The sequence below is a fragment of the [Zimmermannella] bifida NBRC 103089 genome, from assembly GCF_001570925.1.
In the GTDB taxonomy this organism is placed as follows: Bacteria; Actinomycetota; Actinomycetes; order Actinomycetales; family Microbacteriaceae; genus Gulosibacter; species Gulosibacter bifidus.
Genome location: NZ_BCSP01000032.1, coordinates 1 through 1,119, shown reverse-complemented (window position 1 = coordinate 1,119; position 1,119 = coordinate 1). Strand labels below are relative to the sequence as shown.

The window sequence follows — 1,119 nt, the reverse complement described above, 5'->3', positions numbered from 1 at the left end:
ACCAGCGGCACAGGTGCGTGCGTATTGGGAGTCGTTGGATGCGGGGCGTCAGCAGCACCTCATCCGCGAGTTTCCGGAAATCGTGGGGAATTTGTCGGGGATCCCGTTTCCGGTTCGCGTCAAGGCCAATGAGCGAACTGCTCAGAACTACATTGATCGCATCAAGAGAGAGCATCCGAACCTAGAATCCGAAATTGCTTCTATTGAGGCTGAGCTGGATAAGCGTGATAGTAGGATTACACGTGAAGAAATTACTTCATCAAACGAAGACGCCGAGCATCGACTCGAAGAGCTAAAAGAGATTCGAGCAAATCTGCGAGTGGCTGAGGGAATTGCGGCGGGTGACCAGGCCATTCTGTTTGATCCTGATAATGATCGGATTATCATGGCGAGCGGTGACATCTCTTTCTCGGCGAGTGATGAGAAGTCATCCCCTCCGGATCATGCTGCGATTTTTGTTCCTGGGACGGGTACAACCATGGAGTCGTTCGCAAACGGAATCACGAGCTTTGGAGATGGGCTTGTGACGGCTCTCGACCGAAGTGGTCAAGATGCTGTCGTTTTTACGATCAAGGATGGGCCCTGGTCAACTTGGGTCGGTGATGGCGCAAACAGTGTCGAGAGCGAGATGGCAGAACGTGCCGATAAAGTGCAGCGTTTGGCTGAAGACATGTTGCTGGAAGACTATGGCGAAGCGACTGAGTACGTTGGTATTGGGCATAGTGCGGGTGAAACGAAGCTCAGTATTTCGGAGGCTCAAGGTGTTGTTTACGATGAGAACATCTCTGGTGGTGGGTCCTATGTTGGTAATTTCTGGGTAGCGGATCCTCGTGCAGAATACACGCACATTCAATATAGGGGAGATGCGATCAACATTCTTGACGGGTTTGGGTATCGCACGCCGCATAAACTTACGGAGTTTGAGAATGTGATCATCCCTGTTGAAGATGAAGGGATGTTTGGTGCGCACACAAAGATCTCCGAAGGGTATGAAACCAATCGAGAAGGAATTGAGCAAATCGCGGATGAAATTGAAGACTAGAATCACTCATGTCGTTCAATCCTGTCTGGTGCTCACGCAGACAGTTGCGATCGGCGTGCTCATGGCAGGGTGCTCTA

General features: G+C 50.9%; 1 pseudogene. It reads left to right on the top strand.

The window, feature by feature from the left end:
* Positions 1-1,042 (top strand): annotated as a pseudogene (locus ZBI01S_RS09370) (hypothetical protein); the annotation flags it as partial.
* Positions 1,043-1,119: the final 77 nt, after the last annotated feature.